General features: G+C 55.7%; 20 protein-coding genes. 12 read left to right on the forward strand and 8 right to left on the reverse strand.

What is annotated here, in order from left to right; genetic code table 11:
- Positions 1-25 precede the first annotated feature (25 nt).
- Positions 26-2,479 carry a hypothetical protein gene (locus A8O26_RS10475; protein ID WP_064117924.1) on the reverse strand — a complete coding sequence of 818 codons (2,454 nt, stop codon included), beginning with the start codon at positions 2,477-2,479 and terminating at the stop codon, positions 26-28.
- A 189-nt stretch (positions 2,480-2,668) separates the two neighbouring features.
- Between A8O26_RS10475 and acuI the strand changes: the two genes are divergently transcribed.
- Entirely contained in the window at positions 2,669-3,652 is a 984-nt protein-coding gene (gene acuI / locus A8O26_RS10480) for an acrylyl-CoA reductase (NADPH) (RefSeq protein WP_064117925.1), read from the forward strand.
- Positions 3,653-3,716: 64 nt separating this feature from the next.
- Positions 3,717-4,175 carry a GyrI-like domain-containing protein gene (locus A8O26_RS10485; RefSeq protein ID WP_064117926.1) on the forward strand — a complete coding sequence of 153 codons (459 nt, stop codon included), beginning with the start codon at positions 3,717-3,719 and terminating at the stop codon, positions 4,173-4,175.
- Here the strand turns inward: A8O26_RS10485 and ada are convergent.
- The 5 genes from ada to A8O26_RS10505 all read right to left on the reverse strand — a co-directional run bounded on the left by ada (position 4,172) and on the right by A8O26_RS10505 (position 7,305).
- Positions 4,172-5,239 (reverse strand): bifunctional DNA-binding transcriptional regulator/O6-methylguanine-DNA methyltransferase Ada, encoded by a 1,068-nt coding sequence (ada, locus tag A8O26_RS10490; protein ID WP_064117927.1) that lies wholly within the window; start codon positions 5,237-5,239, stop codon positions 4,172-4,174. The genes A8O26_RS10485 and ada overlap by 4 nt on opposite strands.
- Before the next feature lie 87 nt (positions 5,240-5,326).
- Positions 5,327-5,992 carry a DNA oxidative demethylase AlkB gene (gene alkB, locus A8O26_RS10495; protein WP_064118357.1) on the reverse strand — a complete coding sequence of 222 codons (666 nt, stop codon included), beginning with the start codon at positions 5,990-5,992 and terminating at the stop codon, positions 5,327-5,329.
- Between the two features lie 5 nt (positions 5,993-5,997).
- Positions 5,998-6,708, reverse strand: coding sequence for a 2OG-Fe(II) oxygenase (locus tag A8O26_RS10500; RefSeq protein ID WP_064117928.1), 711 nt, complete (start codon positions 6,706-6,708; stop codon positions 5,998-6,000).
- 92 nt (positions 6,709-6,800) lie between these two features.
- Entirely contained in the window at positions 6,801-6,974 is a 174-nt protein-coding gene (locus A8O26_RS29935; protein WP_172828142.1) for a hypothetical protein, read from the reverse strand.
- A 28-nt stretch (positions 6,975-7,002) separates the two neighbouring features.
- Positions 7,003-7,305 (reverse strand): DUF1883 domain-containing protein, encoded by a 303-nt coding sequence (locus A8O26_RS10505; RefSeq protein ID WP_016984992.1) that lies wholly within the window; start codon positions 7,303-7,305, stop codon positions 7,003-7,005.
- A 210-nt stretch (positions 7,306-7,515) separates the two neighbouring features.
- Here A8O26_RS10505 and A8O26_RS10510 point away from each other — a divergent pair, with 210 nt between their 5' ends.
- Both A8O26_RS10510 and A8O26_RS10515 read left to right on the forward strand, forming a co-directional pair.
- Positions 7,516-7,872, forward strand: coding sequence for a hypothetical protein (locus tag A8O26_RS10510; RefSeq protein WP_064117929.1), 357 nt, complete (start codon positions 7,516-7,518; stop codon positions 7,870-7,872).
- 70 nt (positions 7,873-7,942) lie between these two features.
- Positions 7,943-8,173 (forward strand): hypothetical protein, encoded by a 231-nt coding sequence (locus A8O26_RS10515; protein WP_008082673.1) that lies wholly within the window; start codon positions 7,943-7,945, stop codon positions 8,171-8,173.
- A gap of 3 nt (positions 8,174-8,176) precedes the next feature.
- Here the strand turns inward: A8O26_RS10515 and A8O26_RS10520 are convergent, their stop codons facing one another.
- Both A8O26_RS10520 and A8O26_RS10525 read right to left on the reverse strand, forming a co-directional pair.
- Complete coding sequence (locus A8O26_RS10520; protein WP_404943022.1) at positions 8,177-8,470, reverse strand: hypothetical protein; 294 nt, start codon at positions 8,468-8,470, stop codon at positions 8,177-8,179.
- 129 nt (positions 8,471-8,599) lie between these two features.
- On the reverse strand, positions 8,600-8,785 hold the full coding sequence (locus A8O26_RS10525) for a hypothetical protein (RefSeq protein WP_007912238.1): 186 nt from the start codon (positions 8,783-8,785) through the stop codon (positions 8,600-8,602).
- A gap of 258 nt (positions 8,786-9,043) precedes the next feature.
- Here A8O26_RS10525 and galU point away from each other — a divergent pair, with 258 nt between their 5' ends.
- The 8 genes from galU to A8O26_RS10565 all read left to right on the forward strand — a co-directional run bounded on the left by galU (position 9,044) and on the right by A8O26_RS10565 (position 18,829).
- Positions 9,044-9,883: a UTP--glucose-1-phosphate uridylyltransferase GalU gene (galU, locus tag A8O26_RS10530; RefSeq protein WP_007912230.1), complete on the forward strand. Its 840-nt coding sequence runs from the start codon at positions 9,044-9,046 to the stop codon at positions 9,881-9,883.
- A gap of 433 nt (positions 9,884-10,316) precedes the next feature.
- Positions 10,317-11,750, forward strand: coding sequence for an NAD(P)/FAD-dependent oxidoreductase (locus A8O26_RS10535; protein WP_064117931.1), 1,434 nt, complete (start codon positions 10,317-10,319; stop codon positions 11,748-11,750).
- Positions 11,747-12,598 carry a HemK/PrmC family methyltransferase gene (locus A8O26_RS10540; protein WP_064117932.1) on the forward strand — a complete coding sequence of 284 codons (852 nt, stop codon included), beginning with the start codon at positions 11,747-11,749 and terminating at the stop codon, positions 12,596-12,598. The genes A8O26_RS10535 and A8O26_RS10540 overlap by 4 nt, the downstream gene beginning before the upstream one ends.
- Before the next feature lie 21 nt (positions 12,599-12,619).
- On the forward strand, positions 12,620-13,885 hold the full coding sequence (locus A8O26_RS10545) for an aminotransferase class I/II-fold pyridoxal phosphate-dependent enzyme (RefSeq protein WP_064117933.1): 1,266 nt from the start codon (positions 12,620-12,622) through the stop codon (positions 13,883-13,885).
- Between the two features lie 48 nt (positions 13,886-13,933).
- The gene (locus A8O26_RS10550) at positions 13,934-14,269 is read left to right on the forward strand and encodes a chorismate mutase (RefSeq protein WP_064117934.1); all 336 of its coding nucleotides are present in this window, start codon (positions 13,934-13,936) and stop codon (positions 14,267-14,269) included.
- Positions 14,266-16,335, forward strand: a complete 2,070-nt coding sequence (gene pabB / locus A8O26_RS10555; protein ID WP_064117935.1) for an aminodeoxychorismate synthase component I — start codon at positions 14,266-14,268, stop codon at positions 16,333-16,335. The genes A8O26_RS10550 and pabB overlap by 4 nt, the downstream gene beginning before the upstream one ends.
- Positions 16,335-17,204, forward strand: a complete 870-nt coding sequence (locus tag A8O26_RS10560; RefSeq protein WP_064117936.1) for a prephenate dehydrogenase dimerization domain-containing protein — start codon at positions 16,335-16,337, stop codon at positions 17,202-17,204. Before pabB ends, A8O26_RS10560 begins: the two co-directional genes overlap by 1 nt.
- A 98-nt stretch (positions 17,205-17,302) precedes the next feature.
- Positions 17,303-18,829, forward strand: a complete 1,527-nt coding sequence (locus A8O26_RS10565; protein ID WP_064117937.1) for an MFS transporter — start codon at positions 17,303-17,305, stop codon at positions 18,827-18,829.
- Positions 18,830-18,858: the final 29 nt, after the last annotated feature.

The raw sequence follows: 18,858 nt of genomic DNA on the forward strand, positions 1-18,858 counted from the left end.
AATTCAGAACAACGCATGCAGTTTTTCAGCGTCGATGAAATCCGCCACCACCACCGCCACCAAATGAATGGTTCATGAATTGCGAAGAGTTGTGGAAGTTGTTGGTGCGCTGATTGCCGAAGTTGCGCGCGGCGGATTCGCGGTTGAGGTTTTGCAACTGCGCATTGTTGTTCACCGGCGCGGCCCGTGTCGAACCACCACCGCCGACCATTGATTGCCAGCCATTGTCGGTTTTCTTGTAGACGTTGCCGTCGTGCCCGGCATAGACGTTGTCGCCAACGCGTGCCGCGCCACTGTTGCGTCCACGGACACCGCCATATTGGGTGGTGTTGCCGGTGTTGGGGTTGTACACGGCCCCGCGATTGGCGGTGACTTGTGTGCCATTGCGCGCATTGCCGGCGGTGACGCGCTCGCCGGCAATGGCGCCGCCGTTCGGACCGACTGCCACGCCACTGCGCCCGGCTGCGTAGTTGCCGGTGTAGACGTTGTGCACGGCGCCCCGTTGCCCGGCAGCCGCAACGCCGGTGCGTGAATTATAGGAAGCACCGACCTGACCCGCCCAGCGGTTACCGGTCCAGGCGTTGTAACCCGCGCCGTAGCGACTGACCGTCGCCCGATCACCCCACTGATGGTAGATGTTGCCGGTGGTGCCGGCCCAGCCGCCGGGGCCCCAGGCGACAGCGCCGCCGCGATAACCGTAAGCGGCGCCACCCCACGCCAGTGGTGCCGGATACAGATGCGGGCCCCACGCATAGCCCCAGCCATAATTGCCCCACCACGGATAAGCGCCCCAGCCCCAGCCCATTGCCACGGTGCTGCCGCCCCAACTCCAGCCAAATCCGAAACCAAAGGTCCAGCCGGTCCACGGCGTATAGCGGATGGCGACGCCGAAACCGTAGGTCACGGGCGGTCCATACCAGACGCTGCCAACCCAAGGCGTATACGGATAACCGGTGCCGTAGACCACGACGCCAGTCGCCGGATCGAGATTCGAGCCTTGATAGCCCGGCGTGTAGCCGACCACCACGGTATCGCCGCTGGACTCATAGACTTTGACGTAAGTGAGGTAATGCATGGGCGAGCTCGGCGGGATCGAATAGATCACCGCCGGTACGGATGTGGCCACGGTCCAAGGGCCGTTCACCGTGGTTGAGGTGAACCAGATGCCGTTTTCCACCGCATACCAACTGTCGTTGTCGACGCGAATGATCGGGGTGGCGCTGTTGACCACGTATTGCAGTGGCGTGTTGTCGATGGCTTTGAGTTGTGGCTCGCCATCGAACTGCGGAGCGCTCATCTTCACCGCGCTTTTCTTGATCGCCGAAGTTTGTGGAATGGTCGCGGCAATCGCCGCTTCCTTGGCCTGTGGAGTGCCGGCGACCGATGCCTTGACGTTTTCCTTCGGGCTGTCGTCGGGGATGTTGGCGAAGTCTGCCGGCAACTTGTCCGCCGGGGTAAATGTCCACGGCCCCTGCATGTCGCTGGCCCGGAACCAGCGCCCGGAGATCAGCACGTAACTGTTCTGATCGCCAATTTCCTTGAAGATGTGCCCGGTGGTATTGCTCACGTACAACAGGCTGGTGCCCTGAATGGGCAGCCACTGTGGTGCGCCGTCGGTGACCAACAGTTCGGTGGGGGCGGTGGCGATAAAGATTTTTGGTTGCGGCGGTTTGGCCAGGCTCGGCACTTTGTCTTTCGGATCACTCTGGCCGGTCAGCAGGTCGACTTGCCGGCTTTTGATGGCGGCCTGCTTGGCTTTCTCAAGATCGGCAGGTGGCGCGGCCAGACGTGTGTACTCGCCGTTCAACTGGTCGGCAACCATCCAGCCATCGAACACGTGCAGGTAATGTTTGCCCTGTGCGTCTTTCAACAACAGCGGCCGCGTGTTGATCACCCGTTGCAATGCCGTGCCATCTACCGGCCGATATGCCGCATCGCCATCGATATAGACGAGCAGGGCGGGGACGTCGGAGGTGATGATGGCCGGCGGGGTGTTTTCCAGTGGCGCGTTATCAGCCTGCTGTTCTGCCGACAACACGCCGACGGCGGCTTCCAGTTGATCGAGCGAGATGGTTTTCTTGCGGTTTTCAGCATCTTTTTGCAGCGCGGAGACCCAAGTGTCGGCCTGACTGGCATCCGCCGGGAAGTCGGCTTTGATGATTTTGTATTGATCGAGCGCGACCCAGCGTGTGGCTTTGTCGACCAGTGTGTGCGCGCTGAACTGGACGATGCCGTAGGTGGATTTGCCGTCGGCAGCGGTGGCTTCGACGGCCGCGCGGGCATTCAGGGTGTAGCCATCCCAACTGTCGAGTTGCGGCTGATACACCGTCAGTTTCGCCTTGCCGCTGGTGATCACCTGCGGCCACGCTGGTGCGCTCGGTGCTGTGTCGGCGGCCGGTGCGGCGGGGGCGGCCCACGCAGTGCCCAAGCTCAGCAGGCTCAGGATCAACAGCACAAAAAACCAGCGCGGGTAAGTCATTGTCAACTCCATCGACAGGCCGATTTCTGAAGGAATAATCGCGAAAGCACAACCGTCGGAAAAGCATAGTCGCCCGCCGTGGAAATACCCGGCCGATTCGCAGATTGGCTGAAAGTCGAGTGTGGCAATGTGTTGCGATGTGGTATTCCAATGGACGCAATCTTCACATCCATTCCACGAGAGGTCGCCATGTTCAACGCCATCCTGATCGATAAAGACGACAGCGGTTATCGCGCCAGCGTGCAGCAGATCAACGACGATCAATTACCCGAAGGCGATGTAACTGTACGAGTCGCCTACAGCACGCTGAATTTCAAGGATGGCTTGGCGATTACCGGCAGCAGTCCGGTGGTGCGCAAGTTTCCGATGGTGCCGGGGATCGATCTGGCCGGCACTGTAGAAAGCAGTGCTCACCCCGACTATAAAGCGGGTGATCAGGTGCTGCTCAATGGCTGGGGTGTCGGTGAAAATCACTGGGGCGGACTGGCGCAAAAGGCCCGGCTCAAAGGCGATTGGCTGATTCCATTGCCCAAGGCGTTTACCGCCGCACAAGCGATGGCCATCGGTACGGCCGGTTACACGGCGATGCTGTGCATCCTCGCGCTGGAGCGCAATGGCGTGACTCCGGATCAGGGCGAAGTGCTGGTGACGGGCGCTAACGGTGGCGTCGGCAGTTTCGCCATCGCGTTGCTCAACAAGCTGGGTTATCAAGTGGTGGCGTCGACCGGTCGACTCTCCGAGCATGAATATCTGAAACAACTGGGCGCCAGCGAAATTATTGATCGCGCAACCTTGTCCGAACCGGGCAAACCCTTGGCGAAGGAGCGCTGGGCAGCAGTGATCGATTCGGTGGGCAGTCATACATTGGCCAACGCCTGCGCCAGTACTCGCGCAGAAGGCACCGTCGCCGCCTGCGGTCTGGCGCAGGGCATGGACTTCCCGGCCTCGGTCGCGCCTTTCATTCTGCGCGGCGTGACCCTGGCCGGCATCAACAGCGTGACGCAGCCCAAGGCGCGCCGCCTGGAAGCCTGGGACCGTCTGGCCAAGGATCTGGACTTCGCTTTGCTGGCATTGATCAGCCACGAAATTGCCTTGAGTGAAGCCATCGATGCAGCACCGAAACTGCTCGCGGGACAGTTGCGCGGACGGGTTGTAGTTGACGTCAATCGCTGACAAAGTAAGCGCCATTGCGGCGTCGCGAGTGCCGCATTTCAATCAATAGGGAGTGGCACATTCGATGGAATTGAAACGGCAGTACGTCGATCCGTTCATTGTTTCAGGATTGCGCGTTCGCACTGACAATGCTGCAGAGAAAAAGGCAGAAACCGCGAAAATCGGTGCAGTCTGGGAGCAATTTCACCAAGAACAATTAGCGGCAGTCATTGCCGGTAAGCCAACTGAGTCGCCGGCTTATGGTGTGTACTTGAACTATGATTCGGATACTTCAGGCGCGTTTGATGTGATAGCCGGCGTCGCCGTAATTACGCCAGCGCCAGATTTTCAAACAGTAAAAGTCGAGGCCGGCGACTATCTGATTTTTGCGGCAGAGGGGCCGTTGCCCGGAGCGGTGATTGAGACGTGGGGTAAAGTCTGGACTTTTTTCAACGAGAATCCGCAGATTCAGCGCCGCTACGCCACGGACTTCGAGGCCTATACCGGCCCCGAATCCGTCTCGATCTACATCGGTATCCGCTAAGGCTGCGTTTCGCGCTCGAGCAGCTGTCGTTTGCGTTCGACACCCCAGCGATAGCCCGACAAATTGCCATCGCTGCGCACCACGCGGTGGCAAGGGATCGCCACCGCCAGGCGATTCGCCCCGCACGCCTGAGCCACCGCGCGCATCGAGGTCGGCGCGCCGATGCGCTGGGCAATTTCGGCGTAACTGGCGGTGCTGCCGAGCGGGATTTCACGCAATGCTTGCCAGACACGTTCCTGAAACGCCGTCCCGCGCACGTCCAGTGGCAGGTCGAGGCCAATGGCCGGCGCCTCGATAAAACCCACGACTTTGGCGATCAACTGTTCGAAACCGCTGTCCGCGCCGATCAGGTTGGCTTTACGAAACTGATCCTGCAAGTCACAGACCAGTTGATGCGGGTCGTCACCCAGCAGAATCGCGCACACCCCGCGCTCGCTCTGCGCCACCAGAATCGCGCCGAGCGAACATTGGCCGACCGCAAAGTGGATGTCGTTGTTCTGACCGGCAGCGCGGTAGTCTCCAGGTTTCATGCCCAACAGTTGGTTGGCTGACTCATAGAAGCGGCTGTTGGAGTTGAAGCCTGCGTCGTACAACGCATCGGTCACCGAGCCACCGCCGGCCAGGCGTTCACGGACTCTGCGCGAACGGTGGGCGGCGGCGTAGGCTCTCGGTGTGAGGCCGGTCGCGGCTTTGAACACCCGATGGAAATGAAACGGGCTCAAACCTGCGGTTTCTGCGAGTTCGTTCAACGGCGGTGGGTTCTCGGCGGTTTCGATCTGCCGGCAGGCTATTGCGACGGTCGCCGCATGCTGCGCCGCGACATCACTTTGATCCTTGCTGGCGCGTTTGCTAGGTCGATAGCCCGCTGCTTCAGCCTGTTCGGCGGTATCGAAAAATTCGACGTTCTGTGGTTTTGGCAGCCGGGCGAGGCTGCTCGGGCGGCAATAGATGCCGGTGGTTTTTACCGCGTAGACAAATTGCCCGTCCGCCTGCGGGTCGCGTGCAATCACAGCGGCCCAGCGTGGATCATTTTCGGTAGTGAGCGTGGTCGAAAGCGTTTTCATGATGGGTAATCCGTTGACCTGTTTGATTCAGGTTAACCAGCGTCGCCTGGCGCAACACTCCGGGCCTTGCGGTCAAATTTTGCGAGCTTACCGGGCGACACGAAACGTCAGATTGATCCGCTGTTCACCCAGGCGTGAATGCTGACCTTGCTTGATCGGCAGGACGCCGTGGAAGCGCAAGCGATCAACGCCGCCCCAGACCACCATGTCGCCGTGCAGCAGCGGGATTCGCTGGGTTTTGTCACTGCGGGCAAAGCCGCCGAACAAGAACATGGCCGGCAATCCGAGGGACAGGGAAACGATCGGCGCGGCGTAGTCCTTTTCGTCTTTATCCTGATGCAATGACATCTTTGCGCCAGGGACATAGCGATTGATCAGGCAGGAATCGGCATTGAAATCAGAGAACCCGGCTCGCTCGGCTGCCGAGTGTGCCAACTCGGTGAATGACCGCGGCATCTGCGGCCAGGGTAGACCGCTGAGCGGGTCGACACTTGAGTAGCGATAGCCACTGCGATCAGTGATCCAGCCCCACTCGCCGCAACTGCTGGTGCCGACCGACATGCTGAAACCTCCCGGCGTCATCATGTGACGCAACGGGGCCGCAGCGAGAACGGCGTCCAGCGCCGGCAGTATCTGATCGACAATCGGCAGGGCGAAGCCGCGCAACAGCCATGATTGCTCACCAATCCGTTCGGCTCGGGCGTGTTGTTCGGGTTCGTGGTCAGCGAACAGGTCGAGAGTTGTCGAGGACATGGCCATCAGGTTGCGTCGTGAAAGATGATGCCTAGGGTATGCCTTTTTCCGCTGTGCAGGCGACTGACGCCATGACGCATGGTCACCCGATAGTCGCCGCGCACGCCTTTGACCGGGCGTTGATTCACCGCAAAGATCAGCGCGTCACCTTGTTTCAGGTCCTGCACCAGCGGGCGCGATTGCATGCGCGGGCGTTGCTCGGTGAGCACGAATTCGCCGCCGGTAAAATCCTTCCCCGGTTCTGACAGAAGAATCGCGACTTGCAGGGGAAAAACCGATTCGCCGTACAAATCCTGATGCAGGCAGTTGTAGTCCTGCGCACCGTACTGCAATAAAAGTGGAGTAGGGCGCGACTGGCCGGCCGCATGGCAGCGCTGAAGAAATTCGCGGTGGGTCTGGGGAAAGCGCTCCGCCAGGTTCATGCGCTGGTACCAGCGATTTGCCAGCGGCAGCAGACGTGGGTAAAGCGCAGTGCGCAGGCGTTCGACGGTTGCGGGAAGCGGATAGCGGAAATACTTGTATTCGCCGCGACCGAAGCCGTGACGCGCCATGATGACCTGCGAGCGAAACGGTTCGGCTTGCGAATAGAGCGCACTCAAGCGCACACAAGTTTCTGGCGACAGCAGCGAGCGGATAATCGCGCAACCGTCGTCATCCAATTGCTGTTCCAGGCTTGCCCAGTCGAGCATTTCCAGCCGGGAGGGGGACATCGACATGCTGACTCCTTGATTCGAGATCGAGGTCGTCAGTCTGGACAGCGCGCTGCGGCAGAACACTCCGCCGCTTGCGGTCGAATTCCTGTCGCTACTTACAGGGCTTTGCTGACGGCAATGTCGCTGATCACTTCTTTCGGATCATGGAGCTTGTCGAGCTCAGCCTTGGCTTCCTCTTCAGTCCCGTTCACCAGCTGAGCGAACTCAAAACGGCGCTCACCGTTGAGTTTGTACTTGATGACGTATTTGGTCGTTTGGGCCACGGTCATGCTTACCTCTCTGAATGGGCGGAACGGCTCAGCTGAGTTTGGTGCTGGAGCGGCGGATGATCTTGATCGAATGCGTCAACGTCGGTTTGCGAGTCACGCTGATAGGGCGACGGTTGACGGTGTCGATGGTGATGTTCCAGAAACCGGTGCTCGGCGCAGTGATGCGGGCCGGAAAGGTGTCGAAAGCGCCGCCGTGATAGGTGTGACGTCCGCCATTTTTAAAGCTGCGGAAGTTGGCGTCGTTCATCAGACGGATGTTGCACATTTGCGAGCATTGGATGACGACGATGTCGTCTTCGTTGAGGTGCTCGCGCTGGTGAATAAATTTCATGGGCGCCTCCAGAAGGGCTTTTTCTACAAAATCAAAACGATAGCTTGTCAATGAGCGCAGTTTATCAGCCTGAACGGGTTATTATCTGGCCGTCGGGCGTTGCTTTGACAATTTTGAACAGATATTCGCGATTGGATGCGGGTTAAATGCAGAAGACCCCGGAGAAAAACGGCATTTGTGCTGTCGGACGGTCTTTAACGGAGGTTTTGTATGAAGTGGGGTGTGGTGTGTCTGCCGGTGGTTTTGGCTTTGGGTGGTTGCGCGAGTGTTTCCGAAATCAATGAAACGCTGCCGACCGTGAGCGTGATCTCTGGCAAGAAACCCCATGAATATGCGCAGTGCCTCGTCGATAAACTGGCTGACAGCCGTGGCGCACTGCAAGTCCAACCGCACAAGGACGGCGTGCGAGTGATCGTTCCGGGGAAGCTGTCCTCGGGCCCGGCCGCCGTGTTTGATATCGAAGATCGCTCCGGCGGCAGCAGCATCAAGCTGCATGAGCGCATGTCGAATGTGCCTGTACGTCCGCGCGATGTTCGCAACGCTGCCAATGCGTGCATTTCCGGCTGATAGACTATGGGTCATCAGCTTGATGCCGTCACAGTCATGCTGTGACGGCATTTTCATTTCTGGAGTCGCGATGAAGCGAGAGCAAGTACGGGAGCGCCACGTAGAGGGCCTGATCTCTGCCACCCATGTGATTCAGAACCCGGCGAATCCGGGGGAGTGGATCGTGTTTTTCAAGAAGAGCGCCGGGCGCAGTTATTTCCTGGTGGACGATAACGACGAAGTCGAGTCATTCAATCGACTCGACGATCTGATCGAAGTGGTGCGCGGCCTCGGCATCAAATTCGCCGAAATTCATATGTAAGGTCTATTTGCAGACCACGACAACGCTGCGGTTTTTGTAGTTGCCGACATCGACGCCCAGGGTTTTGTCGCTTTCTTTGGGCTGCGGCGTACCGTCCGTGCCGACGATGCGATAACCGGTGCCAGCGCACGATGCATCGGCTTTTTCGTAGCACGTGGCCCAGGAGTTGGCTTCGCCGGAGCAGTCGATCGACAGCCCTTGTTCGCCGTTGTTCAGGTACGTGGGTTGAGAGGTGGCACAGCCGGCCAGTGCCAATACCGCAATCAGTGGCAGGAATTTTTTCAGAGTCATGTTCATGGTCTTCAGCGAAGGGGACTAGACGCTCTGACAGCGCCGGTGTGAAAAGGTTATAGCGTTTGGCCACTTGTTTGTACGTGGGCACAAAAAAGCCCTGCTCAAGGCAGGGCTGGGGCATATCGCAGCAGATCAGTCCTGATCTTTGCCACGGCGCTTGGCCGATGCCGGAGTGTCCGTAAATACGGAAGCGACATCGGTCGCCATTTGCTCGCTGTCGAAAGGCCCGGCAATGTGTTCACCATTGGTGGTGGTCAGCGTCCACTTGCCGTCTTTCTTGTCGATCACATACCCGTTGATGATTTTTACCGCGGCCATCTATTTGTCTCGTTCGCTGGTTCAAAGGCGCCATGATACCGGCAAATGCTCGCATTGGGGGGCGATGAGCGTATGGTGATTCAGTTTGTCGGGCGCTTTGAGCTACGCTGATCTGGCTGCGCCAGGATGCCGATGGAACTATCGGCGAGAATATTTCTCTATGTTGGCATCGGTTAGCCAGTGCGGGGCATTGTAAGGTGCACGCCGCCTGATTAGACTGCGCCGAAACTCGTACACACAGCCCTTTCAAGGACTTATATGATCAAGAAATGCTTGTTCCCAGCAGCCGGTTACGGTACTCGCTTCCTGCCAGCGACTAAAGCCATGCCTAAAGAAATGCTGCCGGTGGTAAACAAGCCACTGATCCAGTACGGCGTTGAAGAAGCTCTGGACGCTGGCCTGACGGAAATCTCGATCGTGACCGGTCGTGGCAAACGCGCTCTGGAAGACCACTTCGACATCAGCTACGAGCTGGAAAACCAGATCAAAGGCACCGACAAAGAGAAATACCTGGTCGGTATCCGCAAACTGCTCGACGAGTGCTCGTTCTCCTACACCCGCCAGACCGAAATGAAAGGTCTCGGCCACGCGATCCTGACCGGTCGCCCGCTGATCGGTGACGAACCGTTCGCCGTGGTCCTGGCGGACGACCTGTGCGTCAACCTCGAAGGCGACGGCGTCCTGACCCAGATGGTCAAGCTGTACAAGCAGTTCCGCTGCTCGATCATCGCCATCCAGGAAGTCGACCCGCAGGAAACCAGCAAGTACGGCGTCATCGCCGGCGAAATGATCCGCGACGACATCTATCGCGTTCACAGCATGGTCGAGAAGCCAAAGCCGGAAGACGCACCGTCGAACCTGGCGATCATCGGTCGTTACATCCTGACCCCGGACATCTTCGACCTGATCGAACAGACCGAGCCAGGCAAGGGCGGTGAAATCCAGATCACCGACGCCCTGATGAAACAAGCCCAGAACGGCTGCGTCATGGCCTACAAGTTCAAAGGCAAGCGTTTCGACTGCGGTGGCGCTGAAGGCTACATCGAAGCGACCAACTTCTGCTTCGAGAACTTCTACAAGACTGGCAAGGCTTATTAAGAGCGCTTGATCGGTTTGTAGGTATGTCACACGGCTCGGCTCGTGTGACGCAAAAAAACAAACGCCCCGACTTGTTCGGGGCGTTTGCGTTTCCGCGAGAAGGAAAATTAATCTCCAGTCTTTTCCATATCTAAGTTCAGCCATCGTTGGCTGTTTTGCCGAAAAATCGATATTTTGTAACTTAACATTTAAGTTTGGTATGCGGCCGAAAAATATTAATTTAAGTTTCGATGATTAACTGATTGGTTAGCCTTCGTGTTTGTTAGGCTTTGCTGGCTTTTTGTTGGTTGAATGTGTGAAGGTATTTCAAAGATACAATATGAAACAAATGCTCTATTGAACTGGTATGTAGCGAAACTATAGAAATGTTTTGTTTTTAAAAAGGTGGAAATTCAATTCTCTTAAACCGTAAGTAATATTTTGAGGTCAAAACATGGAGTTCGACGTCATTGTTGTAGGGGCGGGTGCTGTGGGTGGTTCAATCGCGTATGAGTTGTCATCGCGAGGTTTAAAAGTCTGTCGGGTCGGCGAAACCGATCGTGCGAATGCAGCCTCGAGGGCTGCCGGGGCAATGAACGGTTGTTTTGGTGAGGTTACCAGTGGGTTGCTGGCGAGCGATTTTGGCCGCCTGAAGCTGGATATGGATCGTCAAGCCCAGCAACTATGGCCAAGCTGGGCGGAACGTTTGGCCGTTTCTTCTGGTAATCCGACATCCCTGTTCACTGCAATGGGGACTCACGTTTTGCTCAATACGGCGGGCATGGACGAAGTCGATAGCGTCAACTACGACACTATCGAGAGCACGCTGACTGAGTATGGCGAACCCTTCGAAGTCATCGATCCACGTAAAATGGAGTGGCTCAAGCCGAATCATCTCGTTCGTCCTCTACGAGGGCTGTACATTCCGAACGAACATTCAGTGAACTCCCACCTGTTACTGGAAAAACTGGATGCTGCATTTGTCGCTGAAGGGGGCACTCTGAAGAATGAGAATGCCGAGCGAGTGCTGGCAGAGGGCGGTGTAGTCACTGGTGTGGAGTTGGGCAGTGGAGAGGTACTTTGGGCACGAAAAGTCATCGTCGCTGCGGGCGTTCACTCTCTGGATTTGCTGAGTCACTTTGACGAGGTGGTTAAGAGGATTCCACCATTGTTCAGTGGGTATGGCGTGTCCATACTGGTGAAAATGCCGGAGGGGGGCGATCTGCCTAACTCCGTCATTCGTACCCCGAACCGTGCATTTGCCTGCGGCCTGCACTGCGTCCCCCGTGGTGATGGAATTCTATACCTTGGGGCGACCAATATTATTTCCGAGCAGCCTAAGAAATACGCGCTGATTTCGGATGTGCAGTTCTTGCTTGATTGTGCTGTCGATCAGTTGAGTTTAGATCTCCATGGAGCAGAAGTCATTTCCATTCAGGTCGGCAACAGGCCCATTCCGGCAGACGGATTCCCATTGATAGGTGAGTGCGGTATAGAGGGGCTTTGGCTCGCAACAGGCACTTATCGGGACGGGTTGCATCAGTCGCCGTTATTGGCAGGCTATATAGCTGACTGTTTGACTGGCATGAAAAGTAATAGTCTTGATCTCAGTCCGTTTACGCCAGTGCGCGCTCCACTGACCGGATTTGCCCGCGAAAACACTGTTAAAGAAACGGTGCAACAGATGTTTGCAACGGGCTATGAGTATCGCTGGGATATAAAACCTTATTGGTTTCCACTGCTGGATGAGGGGTTGTCGCGCAACTATCAAAAGTTGATAGATGATTTGCACCCGTCGTTTACTCCGCCACCGGAGTTGGTAGCGTTTTCTTATCTGTACGAGTCAATCCTGAATAAACTCTCCCAATATTACCGGGAGTGGTCATGAGTCTTACTGAACGTGAGTTCCTCGCTATTGACCAGGCGCGAGAACTGCTGAAAAAGTCCGGCGTCTGGAGTCTGGAAGAAGACCTGAGTTGTCTTGTGGATCGCTTTATCGAGCGCGCGGATAAGAGTTTGGCACTGGAGGAGTTCATGTTGGCGGTCCAGGAGCGCTGCAACCGGATTCCGCTCGGGCATATTGTCGGCACGGTGGACTTTGACGATTTGTCGCTTGTCGTCGGGAGTGGGGTGTTCATCCCGCGACCTCATAGCAGAGTCATTCACAAATGGATTGAGCGCAGTGCAGCGCTGGAGTCGGGCTCAAAGGTTCTGGATCTGTGTGCGGGCAGCGGCGCCATCGGTCTGGCGATTGCCCGGCGCAGACCTGATCTCGACGTCACTTGCGTAGAGTTTGATCCGATAGCCATCCAGTATCTCAAACGCAATATTGATCGCTTGTCGTTCAAGGGCGTACACGCAGACCACCTGCAGGCAGATATTCTCGACGAAAAGGCGTTTGCGCAATTTGATCAGCAGATCGACCTTATTGTCGCCAATCCTCCCTACGTTCCGCAGGCCCAGGAGTTGCTGCCCGAATGGGGTGAGCACCATCCTCCTGCGTCTGTTTATTCCGGGGCCGATGGTCTTGAGTTGATTCGGCAGATTATTGCTCTCGCCGACCGATTGCTCGTTCGCGATGGCTGGCTTGTGATGGAGCACGGCGAGGATCAGGCCGAAGCGTTGCGAGAACTGTTCAGGCTCGCTCATCTGGCAGAGATACAAACAGTGATTGACAAGGACCAGTCTGATGCGTCGGGCAGCTCGGTAATGACTATCGGCCGCAAGCCTCAGTAAATTTGGAAAGGAGCTTTAGCAATGGATGTGCAAGTCAAGCAAGACTGGATGAGCATTCGCCGTGGCAACACCACCGGTGCACTGACAACTGCCTATGAGGAAGGGTTGACGGGTTTTACCGTCACGAGTCGTATCGGCAAGCAGATCACCCTTCAGGAAGGAGGTGTGTACACCGAATTTGTGTCGTGCTCGTATTTGGGGCTCGAAACCCATCCTGCACTGATTGAGGCTGCACAACGGGCACTCAACAAATGCGGGCTGCACCTGTCCTCTTCTCGGAGTGCGATGCGTCCGCATTATCTACCTCACCTGGAGGATCTGCTTGGTCAGGTTTACAGAGGTAGCGCGGTTGCAGTGTTCACCTCTACCAGCAGTGTGCATCTGGGTGTTCTGCCTCTGTTGGGCAGTGGGTCATTGGCGGGCTATCCCATCAGAAAGAGAGTGCATTGGCTAATGGACAAAACTGCCCATGCTTCGATGCAAGTTCTGAGGGGGATTCTTGAGCAATTCGGTTCTGTTTCCAGAGTTGAATCTACTGATTTGGAGTCGCTGACCGACACGCTGAAAGAGTGCTCGAACAGGGGCGAAACCCCAGTGCTCTTGATTGATGGCATTGGATCAATGAGTGGTTTGGTACCCATAGCCGAACTTTCCCGGCGATTAGAGTCTGCGCAGGGATATCTATATGTAGACGATGCGCACGGTATTTCGATTGTCGGCCGACATGGTGCGGGTTATGCGTTTTTTGCGGTAGATCATTCGTTGCCTGCAAATATTATTCTGGCCGGGTCACTTTCCAAGGCTTTCGGCGGTGCAGGTGGTTTTGTCGTGGTCTCGGAATCGCAGGATGTCGAGATCATCCGAACTTCAGCAAACCCATTGATATTTGGTCACTCCATTATGGTGCCGATGCTCGCGGCGAATGTTGCCTCGGCGCAAATTCATCTCACTGATGAAATTGATGTGCTGCAACGGCGCCTCTGGAAAAACGTCCGCCTTTTAGATTCTGTCACCGATCACCAGTTGCTCAATGCTGGTATTCAATCGCCAGTCAGGGGGGCCTTTTTTGAAACCGAAGAGGCCGGATTACAGGCTGCACGGGCCCTGCGCGATCAGGGCATGCTGCTGTTCCCTGTCTTTTATCCGATCATCGCCAAAGGTAAGGCAATGCTGCGATTTGCAGTGTCGGCTGATCACAGTGAGCAAGAGATCAGATCGCTCGGGGTTGCTTTGCAAGTGTTGTCGCGAAACGGGACGTGGGCACCGAATCTCAGCGAACCAGCCTGAATATGACCGTCGTATACCTTGTAGAAATTGGCTAATGGAGGTGCATGTATGCAACAACAAGGACAGTTAACACAGACAGGAACGTCAAACATTTTGCAACCATTGCGAGAAAGGCTCGATTCGATAAATTTGCAGGTGGTTGATCTGCTTTCGGAGCGCATGAAGTTGTGCATGGATATTGCCGAGCTTAAAGCCGCACATGGCATAGCGATGATGCAGCCCGGGCGAATTTCCTATGTGCTCGATATGATCAAGGAGCGATCATTGGCTTCGGGGCTCAGGCCGGAATACACCGAATCGGTATTCAATCTGATCATTGCGGAGACGTGTGTGCGGGAAGACGTGCTGATCAATCAGCGTCTGAGTCAGAGCGTGTCCTCATGAAAATACTGATGATTGATAACTTCGACTCCTTTACCCATAACATCGCCCAATATCTTTTCGAGGTAACGGGGGTATCTGCAGACATTGTAAAGAACTCTGTTTCCTACAGCGAGCTGGGCATCGAACGATATGACGCTGTGGTGTTGTCGCCGGGCCCCGGATATCCTGCCGAAGAGGAGGATTTCGGTGTCTGCGGTAGTGTCATTTTGCATTCTCCTGTACCGATACTTGGTATATGCCTGGGGCATCAGGGTATTGCACAATTCCTTGGCGGTTCTGTCGGGCATGCCCCAAGTCCTGTGCATGGCTATCGCAGCCCCATTACGCATACAGGTAAAGGGCTTTTTCGGGACTTGCCCGAGCAGTTTGATGTGGTCAGGTACCACTCGTTGATGTGCACAAGTTTGCCATTAGAGCTTCAATGCACAGCCTGGACGCCCGAAGGCGTGGTAATGGCAATCGAGCACATCACTCGGCCTATATGGGGCGTGCAATTCCACCCGGAGTCCATTGATTCGGAGTATGGGCATGCGTTACTGAGCAACTTCATACGCATGGCGCTTGAACACAATGTCAGTGTGAGAAGTCGGCTGGAGTCCGATACGGAATGCGCTTCGTCAAAAAGCGCCTATGTCGCGGTGGGGGGCGAGCTGAATATGCAGCTCGCGTACCGCGAGCTGCCCGAAAACATGGATCCCCAGGCGGTATTTTCGTCCCTTTATGCAAATGACCGTTTCGCGTTCTGGCTGGACAGCGAAAAGTCGGAGAGACCGAATGCTCGTTACTCGATCATGGGCAGTGGGGAGGGGCAGGGCGCTATAAGGCTTGATTACAATGTCACTGATGAATACCTGACACTCGATGGGCCAAAAGGCAAAAAAAGTATCAAAGGCGACTTTTTCACCTTGGTTGCACAGATTTTTGAAGCCGTTCAGATCGCCACTCCACAGTACTTACCATTTGGTTTCAAGGGAGGTTTTGTCGGTTACCTGGGATATGAGTTGAAAGCACTGACCGGAGGAGGAAAGACCTATCGGTCGAGTCATCCGGATGCGGCATTCATGTTTGCGCCGCACTTTCTGGTCTTCGATCATCAGGACGGTAAAGCTTATCAGTGCATGATCACTGCCACGGGAGAGGCGGGCGTTTGGCCGGCGCTGCCTCGCATCGCCGAGCTTGTAGAAACGCCCGCCCTTTTTGGTGAAAAGTTCGTTCCTGGGGCTGTAGATCAACTGAAGCTTTCACTTGATGATGGACCGGATGATTACATTGCCAAGATCACTCAGTCGCTGCAGTACATTACCGATGGCGAGTCTTACGAGATTTGTCTGACTAATCGCGCAAAAATGGCATACGACGGTGTTCCATTGAGTGCTTACAAGCGAATGCGTCATGCCAGCCCCGTACCTTATGGGGCATATCTTTCATTTGCGCAGTTCTCGGTGCTCAGTGCATCGCCGGAGACTTTTCTCAGAATTGATGACAGCGGGATGATCGAGTCCCGGCCAATCAAAGGAACGAGGCCGCGCAGCAAGCTGCCTTTTGAAGACCAGAGGCTGCGTGACGAGCTTCAGGTTTCATCTAAGGACAGAGCAGAGAACCTGATGATTGTCGATCTGGTCCGCCATGACTTGAATCAGGTGTGTCGTCCAGGAAGCGTACATGTTCCCGAGATTTTCTCGGTCGAAAGCTTCTCGTCGGTACATCAACTGGTTTCCACAGTTCGCGGTCACCTTAGATCTGAAGTGGCAACGCTTGAGGCGATTCGCGCCTGTTTTCCGGGTGGCTCTATGACCGGAGCACCTAAGAAGCGCACGATGGAAATCATTGACGTGTTGGAATCCTCGGCACGAGGTATCTATTCTGGCGCTTTGGGATGGTTATCTTTCAGTGGTGCTGCAGAGCTCAGCATTGTCATACGCACAGCGGTTGTCCAGGACGGCGAGGCGACCTTCGGTATTGGCGGTGCGATCGTTGCACACTCTGATCCGCAACAGGAACTTGAAGAGACATTGGTCAAGGCTAGCGTGCCTTACTACAGTTTTATCGCAGGGAGCGAAGCGTGATGAACGACACGGTAGTCGTGCTGGGTGGTGCGGGGCTGGTGGGGGCCCTCTTCACCCGCATACTTATGCAATACGGATGCAATGTCCGCGTGGTGGATCGTAGGCCTCCAGAACAGCCCAGTGTTTTTCATGAGGTCGATGTCACCAACCCGTTCAGTAATACCGAACACATTTTTGAAGGGGCGACGGCGGTTGTTTTTGCTTTGCCGGAAAGTGTGGCGATTCGGTCAATACCTTGGGTGCTTGGGGCTGTTTCGAGCAATGTTTTATTTGTTCCGACTTGTTCTGTTCAGGATCCGTTTTACCGAGCTCTGAAGAATGAGTCTCCTCAACAGCCCTTTGTCGGGATTAACCCGATGTTTTCACCCAAGCTTTCCGTTCAGGGGCGTACCGTTGCTGTTTGCTTGGATACGGAAGATTCGCCTTCAACCTTTATCGAACAGTACCTGCTCGGCGCAGGAATGAAGATCAAGCGAATGACGCCTGTTGCGCACGACGAACTGATGGCGCTTTGTCAGGCGTTGCCTCACGCCGCCATTCTTGGTTTTGGCCTTGCGTTGTCCAAGTGCTCACTGGACCTTGAGAGCGCGCTGGAAGTGATGCCGCCACCTATGCGTACCATGATGGCGTTGTTGTCTCGCGTATTGGTGAATCCACCCGAAGTTTATTGGGATATTCAGCTGGAAAATGACCACGCCATCAAACATCGTGAGGCGTTGGCAGAGGGAATGAAGCGCTTGATGGAGAGTGTTCGTAGCCAAGATTACGATGGATTTAGCAATGATCTGCAAGGTGTTTCAAATGCATTGGGTCGTCGTTTGAATTCGGGGGCAGTCGATTGTCAGCACGTGTTTTCACTGCTGAACTGATCCATGTACGCCAGGGAAGTGCGTAGGAAAACGTTTCACGGGGGGGGAGTATGAAGAGTGCCCCGTGAAACACTCTTTTTGTCTAAGGAGTTTTATCCGTGGCATTAACAAATGAGTCTACCCGCAGTAACGCATCAAGGCGCTGGTTCGGCCTCGGCGTGTTGATGTTGCCAGTGCTACTGGTAACCGTTGATAACACCGTACTGGGTTTCGCATTACCCAAAATCGCCGAAGCTTTGTGCCCAAGTGCCAGTCAACAACTGTGGATGATCGACGCCTACTCGTTGGTGCTCGCCGGACTGCTGGTGTCCATGGGTAGTCTGGGAGATCGGGTCGGGCACCGCAAGTTGCTGCTTATCGGCTCGCTCGGATTTGCTGTGGTATCGGTGCTGACCGCCTATTCTGAGACGGCCTTGCAGTTGATTATCGGGCGTGCATGCATGGGGATTTTCGGGGCGATGCTGATGCCTTCCACATTGGCATTGATACGTTCGGTGTTTGAGGATCGAGAGGAGCGCAGGCTGGCTGTCGCGATCTGGGCCACGACATTGACCGTCGGTTCGGCTCTGGGGCCTTTGGTGGGCGGAGTGTTGCTGCAGTTCTTTGATTGGGGCGCGATTTTTCTGTTGGCGGTACCCGTTCTGATTCCGCTGTTGGTGTTGGGTCCGCTATTGCTTCCTGAGTCGGAGCGTGATGCATCTGGGCCGTTGGATCCGATCAGCATTCTTCAGTCGATGGCCGCCTTGGGTGGCATCGTCTACGGCATCAAGCATGCCGCCAGTGAAGGTGTTGACGGGGTCGTACTGGGGGCCTTTCTGGTCGGCGTATTGGCAGGCTGGATGTTTGTCCGGCGCCAGTTACGTCTTCCTGTGCCGCTGATGGATATGACTCTGTTCCGCAACGGGACTTTTAGCGGGTCTGTTCTGATCAATTTGATGAGTCTTGCGTTCCTCGTTGGTTTTGTTTTCTTCACCACTCAGTTTTTGCAGATTGTCCTGCAGATGTCGCCTTTGAGTGCGAGCCTAGCGTTGGTGCCGGGCCAAATCATGGCGATTGTGGTGGGAATGGCGGTCGTCCCGGTCGCTCAGCGTATGCCTGTGCATGTGCTGATACCGATTCTGGTGGCCTTCGCCGCTGTGGCGTTTTTACTCGTGGCCAGCGTGGGCAGTAGTCTTGCGGTATTGGTTGCGGCGTTCGCGTTGCTGAATATCGGAGTAGGCGCGATCGCTACGGTTTCCAATGACGTGATTTTGTCGGCGGCGCCCCCAGCTAAGGCCGGTGCAGCTTCCGCTATCAGTGAAACAGCCTATGAGGTAGGCGTCGTTTTGGGGACGACCCTGCTTGGTGGCCTGGTTACGGCTCACTATCGCGCAGACTTGCAGCTTCCAGCGTTTTTGAGCGATGCCCAGACGATGCTGGCAAGTGAAACGCTGGCTGGCGCTCATCATGTGGCGACGGGGTTGGCGGGGGATCAAGCGCAACAGTTAATGCAGCAGGCGGGAAGTGCATTTGAAGGCGGAATTGCATTGGTATCGTGGGTCGCTTTCGGTTTGGCATTCATAGCAGTTTTGATCGCCTGGCGTACGCTGCGGTTACCAAAGGCTCAGTCCGCAGAATGTCACTGAGCAAAAGCTTGCTGCTCGAACCCTTGGCA

The organism is Pseudomonas fluorescens, from assembly GCF_001648775.1.
Taxonomy (GTDB): Bacteria; Pseudomonadota; Gammaproteobacteria; order Pseudomonadales; family Pseudomonadaceae; genus Aquipseudomonas; species Aquipseudomonas fluorescens_M.

Coding starts and splice junctions, on each gene's coding strand:
- A8O26_RS10485 (WP_064117926.1), top strand. CDS start 3,717: ATGGAATTGAAACGGCAGTACGTCGATCCGTTCATTGTTTCAGGATTG.
- acuI (WP_064117925.1), top strand. CDS start 2,669: ATGTTCAACGCCATCCTGATCGATAAAGACGACAGCGGTTATCGCGCC.
- A8O26_RS10560 (WP_064117936.1), top strand. CDS start 16,335: ATGAACGACACGGTAGTCGTGCTGGGTGGTGCGGGGCTGGTGGGGGCC.
- pabB (WP_064117935.1), top strand. CDS start 14,266: ATGAAAATACTGATGATTGATAACTTCGACTCCTTTACCCATAACATC.
- A8O26_RS10525 (WP_007912238.1), bottom strand. CDS start 8,785: ATGGCCGCGGTAAAAATCATCAACGGGTATGTGATCGACAAGAAAGAC.
- A8O26_RS10545 (WP_064117933.1), top strand. CDS start 12,620: ATGGATGTGCAAGTCAAGCAAGACTGGATGAGCATTCGCCGTGGCAAC.
- A8O26_RS10520 (WP_404943022.1), bottom strand. CDS start 8,470: ATGAACATGACTCTGAAAAAATTCCTGCCACTGATTGCGGTATTGGCA.
- A8O26_RS10540 (WP_064117932.1), top strand. CDS start 11,747: ATGAGTCTTACTGAACGTGAGTTCCTCGCTATTGACCAGGCGCGAGAA.
- ada (WP_064117927.1), bottom strand. CDS start 5,239: ATGAAAACGCTTTCGACCACGCTCACTACCGAAAATGATCCACGCTGG.
- A8O26_RS29935 (WP_172828142.1), bottom strand. CDS start 6,974: ATGACCGTGGCCCAAACGACCAAATACGTCATCAAGTACAAACTCAAC.
- alkB (WP_064118357.1), bottom strand. CDS start 5,992: ATGTCCTCGACAACTCTCGACCTGTTCGCTGACCACGAACCCGAACAA.
- galU (WP_007912230.1), top strand. CDS start 9,044: ATGATCAAGAAATGCTTGTTCCCAGCAGCCGGTTACGGTACTCGCTTC.
- A8O26_RS10500 (WP_064117928.1), bottom strand. CDS start 6,708: ATGTCGATGTCCCCCTCCCGGCTGGAAATGCTCGACTGGGCAAGCCTG.
- A8O26_RS10535 (WP_064117931.1), top strand. CDS start 10,317: ATGGAGTTCGACGTCATTGTTGTAGGGGCGGGTGCTGTGGGTGGTTCA.
- A8O26_RS10505 (WP_016984992.1), bottom strand. CDS start 7,305: ATGAAATTTATTCACCAGCGCGAGCACCTCAACGAAGACGACATCGTC.
- A8O26_RS10515 (WP_008082673.1), top strand. CDS start 7,943: ATGAAGCGAGAGCAAGTACGGGAGCGCCACGTAGAGGGCCTGATCTCT.
- A8O26_RS10475 (WP_064117924.1), bottom strand. CDS start 2,479: ATGACTTACCCGCGCTGGTTTTTTGTGCTGTTGATCCTGAGCCTGCTG.
- A8O26_RS10550 (WP_064117934.1), top strand. CDS start 13,934: ATGCAACAACAAGGACAGTTAACACAGACAGGAACGTCAAACATTTTG.
- A8O26_RS10510 (WP_064117929.1), top strand. CDS start 7,516: ATGAAGTGGGGTGTGGTGTGTCTGCCGGTGGTTTTGGCTTTGGGTGGT.